This is a genomic window from Bifidobacterium sp. UBA744, assembly GCA_002298605.1.
Classification (GTDB): domain Bacteria; phylum Actinomycetota; class Actinomycetes; order Actinomycetales; family Bifidobacteriaceae; genus Bifidobacterium.
Genome location: DBKS01000021.1, coordinates 35,568 through 41,063, shown reverse-complemented (window position 1 = coordinate 41,063; position 5,496 = coordinate 35,568). Strand labels below are relative to the sequence as shown.

Sequence of the window (5,496 nt, the reverse complement as noted above, 5' to 3'; positions counted from 1 at the left end):
CGCAATACGGGTGCGCAATAAGGTGGCACAATGGGAATGTGCCAATGTTCCAGTCCATTCGCGATATCTTTCAGCCGCATGCTTCCTCGTCCGCTCGTCCGTTGGCCATGCCGGAGCGGCTGGAGGCTCCGCAGGGCTTTCCGCGGATTTCGCTGCGGCCGATCACCGAAGACGATGCCGAGGATTGGAATGACGTGCGATGGGCGAACCGCGACTGGCTGCTGCCGTGGGAATCAGGCAATCCGGTGGGTGGCGGCAAGCCGTTGTCCTTCAACGCCTGGGTGCGTCGTATGCGCGACGATGAGGCCAGCGGCACGGGTGCCGTGTTTCTGATCGAATATCAGATGCAACTGGTGGGACAGGTGTCCATTGGGGCGATCAGCTATGGGGCCATTCGGTCCGGCATGGTGGGATATTGGGTGTCCCAGCGCTACGCCGGCCGCGGATTTGCCCCGCTGGCCGTGGCGATGCTGGCCGATTGGGCGTTTTACGACCCCTCGGGGCCGGGATTGCATCGCATCGAGATTGCGATTTTGCCGGAGAATTTCCGTTCGAAGCGGGTGGCGGCCAAGCTTGGGTTGCAGCCCGAGGGCTTGAAGCGTCAATACATGTACGTCAATGGACGGTGGCGCGATCACGAGACCTTCAGCCTGCTGGCGAGCGACCAGTCGGTCAGCGTGACTGAGCGGCTGCGCCGGCCCGCCGAATCGTCCGAGGGCGCCGGCAGGTGATCGTCGCCGGACTTGTCGCCGATCTTGTCGCCGGCCTGACATGCGGGTTGCCGGCGGTTGGCAGCCGGCCGGGTCTGGTCCGAGCGGGCAAAAGCTTCTGACAACGCGCGACACGCGTACCTGATCTTCGCATTTCCCCATGTGCGGAGGCTATCGTTAGGGATTATGGGTTACGAGTCGTTGAGCAGTATTGTACTGGTCGCGATCGCAGCGCTTCTGGCGTTCGTTTGGGCGCCGAGAAAAGCCCGGGCGGGCATGAAGCGCGCCAGTGAGCATCGGGCCGACCGATTCTCGCCCTCGCTGCACCTCGTTGACGCGTCAAGCGCCACCCGATTCAACGACACGACACCCCCCATTACGAAAGGCTTATTGATGCAGGCAGAACAGCGGCGCAAGGCTTCCAGGCTCACTCCGGCTCGAATCGCGCATATCCGCAAGCTGCGCCGCGCCGCGATTCGCCGCAGGCAGATGCTGGTGTCGTCGCTGGCCGTGATCGCTATTGTGGTGCTGGTGATGGCGTTTGCGCTCGAGTTCAGCCCGCTGTTTTCGCTGATCCCCGTCGCCTTGCTGGTGATTGTGCTTGGATTCGGCGCCCACGCCTCCGCCCAGGCTCGCGCATGGGAGGCCGAGGTGGCGGCCATGGCCAGGCGCGGTGCCGGTGCCGCGCAGATCTTGCCTCAGACCGTGGGGCCTGTGGCTCAGGTGCCGCCCGCCGTCGCCGGGAACGGGGATGGCGCCGCGTCGGACGGCCGGGTCGAATCCTCCCGGTCCGTCGAAGAGGCCGCTTCGGTCACCGGCGTTATGCCGGCCGATGAGATTCGAGCCGCGTTGGATCAGGCCCGGGCCGAGCAGCGGGCCGCCAAGACCGAGCGTGCTGCCGAGCGTGCTTTCGAGGATCCTGCTTCGTCCGCAGCCGCAGTCGTTTCCGATTCCGCCGCCGAGGATGTTGTCGCCGATGCCGCTCAGGTGGCCGCGGTGGCCGCAGAGCCCGAGGACGCCACCAACGAGCTGGCGCGCATCTCGCCTTCGCATGCGTTGGACGCCTTCGAAATGGCCGCGTCGCAGGATCTCATTTCCTTCAGTCTTGGCGCGTCGCGTTCGGGCAGGCCGGTTGTCCAGGCCGAGCCGGAAAGCCTGGAGATCAAATCCACCCGTCGGGTCTCCAAGGCGGAGCCCGTTCAGACGGAATCCGTTCAGTCGGAGCCGGTCGAGGACGAGGCGAAGGACCCTGAGGCGTCGTCCGGTCGCGATGGCGCCGAGCTAGACGACCAGGCTGATCAGGATCGGACGGCGTCTTTCCATGAGGCCGAATTGTCCGGCGAGGTGGAGGCTCCGAGCGCCTCCTCCGATTCGCTGGGCGTGGATGTCGATGCGGTGATCGCCCGTCGCGGCCACTGAGGGGTCCGCCCGCCTCCGCCCGCCCTTTGCGCGGCTCGCCGCCCGTGTCGCTGTATGACGGGTTTCGGAACCGGTCCGGAAGGGATTCTTCCATGTTCACCCACAGCATTAGCACTCAAGTTGGCAGAGTGCTAAATTCGCGCTACCATGACGAGTAGCGCGTGAGGGTTTCAGGTTCAAGTGATCGTCAGCCTCTTAGCCCAAGCCTTGGCGCGGGAACTTATTGGTTTTCTGTAGCAATAGGAGGCACACAGTGTCCATCGCACTTACGCCGTTGGAAGACAAGGTCATCATCAAGCAGGCCGCTGCCGAAACCCAGACCGCTTCCGGTCTGTACATTCCGGACAACGCCAAGGAGAAGCCGCAGCAGGGCGAAGTCCTGGCCGTGGGCCCGGGCCGCCGCGACGACAAGGGTGAGCGCATCCCGGTCGACGTCAAGGTCGGCGACAAGGTGCTGTACTCCAAGTACGGCGGCACCGAGGTGCACTACCAGGGTGAGGACTACCTCATCGTGGGCGCTCGCGACATCCTCGCCATTCTCGGCTGAATGACCGCGGGCCGCGGCCAGCGCAGCACCGGTTGCTGAACCGTTAGAAAAAAGCCTTGGACCTGCCGATTTCCGTCGGCGGTCCAAGGCTTTTTCCATGGCGGAACAGTGACCGCGGGCGCGGGCTTGCCGGTTCCGCCGCCGTCGCCGGTCCGCTAGAAGCCGGCCTCCTTCAGCGCGTTGTCAATGTCGCGGATCAGATCGTCGGTGTCCTCCAGGCCGACCGCCAGGCGGAAGAATCCGCGATGGAACTCCGGCGGGTAGAGATACTGGCGTTCGTCATCCTCCCCGAGGAACACGATCAGGCTTTCGTCATGGCCCAACGACACCGCCGAGGTGATCACGTTGAGTTTGGAGACGAAGCGGTTATGCCCGTCGTGATCGGTGTCGAGCCCGAAGGCCAGCACGCCGCCGAACCCGGAGTCCTTGCGCGCCAGTTGCGAAACGGCCACATCGTGATGCGCCTGCGTTTCAAGGCCCGGGTACGACACGAAGCGCACGGCCGGAATCGTCTGCAAATGCTTGGCGATGGCCAGCGCCGAGGCGTTGTGCTGGCGGATGCGCAGCGGCAGCGTCACGGATCCGCGGTTGATCAGCCATGCATTGAACGGCGAGATGACACCGCCGAAGTTGACCTGCGCGGTGAACCGAATCTCGTCGGTGCGCGCCTTGGTGGTGGCGATCATGCCGCCGAGGGCGTCGCCGTGGCCGTTGATGTATTTGGTGAGCGACTCGATCACGATGTCCGCGCCGAGATCAAGCGGACGGACGTTATATGGCGAGTTGAAGGTGTTGTCCACGCTGACCAGCACTTCGCGGCCGGTTTTGACGCCATGGTCGTGGGCGATGCCGGCGATGGTGGCGATGTCGGAAATCTTCAGCGTCGGATTGGCCGGCGTCTCGATATGCACCAGCTTGGTGTTGGGCCGCAGCGCCGCCGCCACGTTCGCCGGGTCGGAGGTGTCCACGATCGAGGTCTCGATGCCGTATTTTTCAGGCAGGATCTGGTTGAGCAGGCGGTAGGCGGCGATATAGGTGGTGTCGGAGAAGATCGCGTGGTCGCCGCGGTTCAGGAACGTCGTGAAGGTCGCCGACAGTGCCGCGACCCCGGAGGCGAGCGCCACGGCGTCTTCGGCGCCTTCGAGCTTGGCGAGTTTGGCCTCCAGGTAGCGCTGGTTGGGGTGGCCGTTGCGGGCGTAAAGGTTCGTGTCGGAGCTCGACCAGTTGATGTCGGATGGGTCGTAGGGCAGCGCATAGGCGTTGGCCAGGGTGATCGGACGGCGGATCGCCCCGGTTTCCGCATCCACTCCATTGCCCAGATGGATCGAGAGGGTGGAGAAGCCGAGCGGCTTGTCGTCGAATGATTGTCCGGAATGTACAAGATCAGAAGTCATATCGCCAACCTATCGAATCGGGCGATTGTCGCGCAACCGTGCGCAATCCACTGAAAACGGCGGAACTCCGGCGCTTTTGAGCGCGCTATAGAAGATTGGTATGTGATGGGGCCGCCGTGCGGGCGTCGGATGCCGATTATTGCTAATTAGCGACATAAAAATGACTGTTCTTGAGGATCTCGTCCGGACGGCTTCGCGGCATTGCTATAGTGACTGGCAAGAAGTGGCCGTTTGCTCAGTGACGAGAGCCGCTTCCCGTCGAAGACGATGGCTGTTCTTCGGCGAACCCCTATGATGACAGGCCGCAGACGAAGGTGTGTGGCGGCGGACGCGCATCGGTGCGCCGTCCGTGGGAGAGAAAGGCGACGAGCATGAACTCTGCGAAACAATGGCGGATGGCGATTCCGGCTATGATTTCCGCGTCGGTTATGGCGCTGGTTGGATGCGGCGGTGGCGGTGCCGCCTCGAGCAATGAAATCAAGGAATCCGAGGGCAACGTCACCCTGACGATGAACTACTGGGGCGGCGACGCGCGCATCAAGCGCACCGAACAGGTTATCGAGGCGTTCGAGAAGGCCAATCCGAATATCACAGTCGAACTGGCCAACTCCGACTGGACCGGCTATTGGGACAAGATTACAACTTCCGTGGCTGGCGGCAACGCCCCCGACGTCATCCAGATGGATGAGATGTACCTTTCGTCCTACGGTTCCAACGGATCGCTACTTGACCTGAGCAAGGTGGACACATGGCTCAAGTTCGACGGGCTGGACAAGTCCACCGCCGACATGGGCAAGGTGAACGGTATCCAGTACGCCATCCCGCAGTCCACCACCGGCCTGGCACTGGCCATCAATCTGGATCTGCTGGACAAACTGGGCATCGAGGTGCCGAGCAACACCGATACGTGGACCTGGGACGATCTCGAGGCCTTCCAGAAGGAGATCTACACCAAATCCAACGGAGAGATCCAGGGCACCATCATGTGCAACAACGGGTATATGCTCACGCTGTGGGCTCGCCAGCACGGCGAGGACCTGTTCAAGGACGGCAAGGTCGCCATCTCCGAACAGACGCTGCAGGCTCTGTTCGACCGCACGACGTCCATGATCGACACCGCTTTCGGCGGCAACAAGGAGGTCTGGAGCGAGCAGACCGGCGCTACGATGAACGAGACGCTGTTCGGCACCCAGAAGGCCGCCATCCTGCTCACCCAGAGCACCCAGGTGACCCCGTACGCCAACGCCGCCGGCACCCAGAACATGACCTTGGTGCCGATTCCGTCCGATAGCTCCTCCTCGAAGTGGGAGTACGCCAAGCCCGGCATGTACTGGTCCATTTCCGCCAAGAGCGAGCATCCGGCCGAGGCCGCCAAGCTGGTCGACTATCTGGTCAACAGCGAGGAGGCCGGCAAGATCCTCGGCAC

Annotated in this window: 5 protein-coding genes (1 of these 5 cut by a window edge); 4 read left to right on the top strand and 1 reads right to left on the bottom strand. The window is 63.0% G+C overall.

What is annotated here, in order from left to right; translation table 11 throughout:
- Positions 1 to 44: 44 nt before the first annotated feature.
- The 3 genes from B2994_RS02325 (at position 45) to groES (ending at position 2,676) form a co-directional block, all read left to right on the top strand.
- The gene (locus B2994_RS02325) at positions 45 to 731 is read left to right on the top strand and encodes a GNAT family N-acetyltransferase (protein WP_414630619.1); all 687 of its coding nucleotides are present in this window, start codon (positions 45 to 47) and stop codon (positions 729 to 731) included.
- A gap of 372 nt (positions 732 to 1,103) precedes the next feature.
- Positions 1,104 to 2,129, top strand: coding sequence for a magnesium transporter (locus B2994_RS02320; RefSeq protein ID WP_291526788.1), 1,026 nt, complete (start codon positions 1,104 to 1,106; stop codon positions 2,127 to 2,129).
- Between the two features lie 253 nt (positions 2,130 to 2,382).
- Complete coding sequence (gene groES / locus B2994_RS02315; protein ID WP_291526787.1) at positions 2,383 to 2,676, top strand: co-chaperone GroES; 294 nt, start codon at positions 2,383 to 2,385, stop codon at positions 2,674 to 2,676.
- 155 nt (positions 2,677 to 2,831) lie between these two features.
- Here the strand turns inward: groES and B2994_RS02310 are convergent, their stop codons facing one another.
- Entirely contained in the window at positions 2,832 to 4,070 is a 1,239-nt protein-coding gene (locus B2994_RS02310; protein ID WP_291526786.1) for a trans-sulfuration enzyme family protein, read from the bottom strand.
- A gap of 371 nt (positions 4,071 to 4,441) precedes the next feature.
- On the opposite strand from B2994_RS02310, the gene B2994_RS02305 reads away from it, so the two are divergent.
- On the top strand, positions 4,442 to 5,496 hold the 5' portion of the coding sequence (locus B2994_RS02305) for an ABC transporter substrate-binding protein (protein ID WP_291526785.1). 271 nt of this gene lie beyond the right edge of the window; 1,055 of the gene's 1,326 nt are visible here — the first part of the coding sequence; it begins with the start codon at positions 4,442 to 4,444; the stop codon falls past the right edge of the window.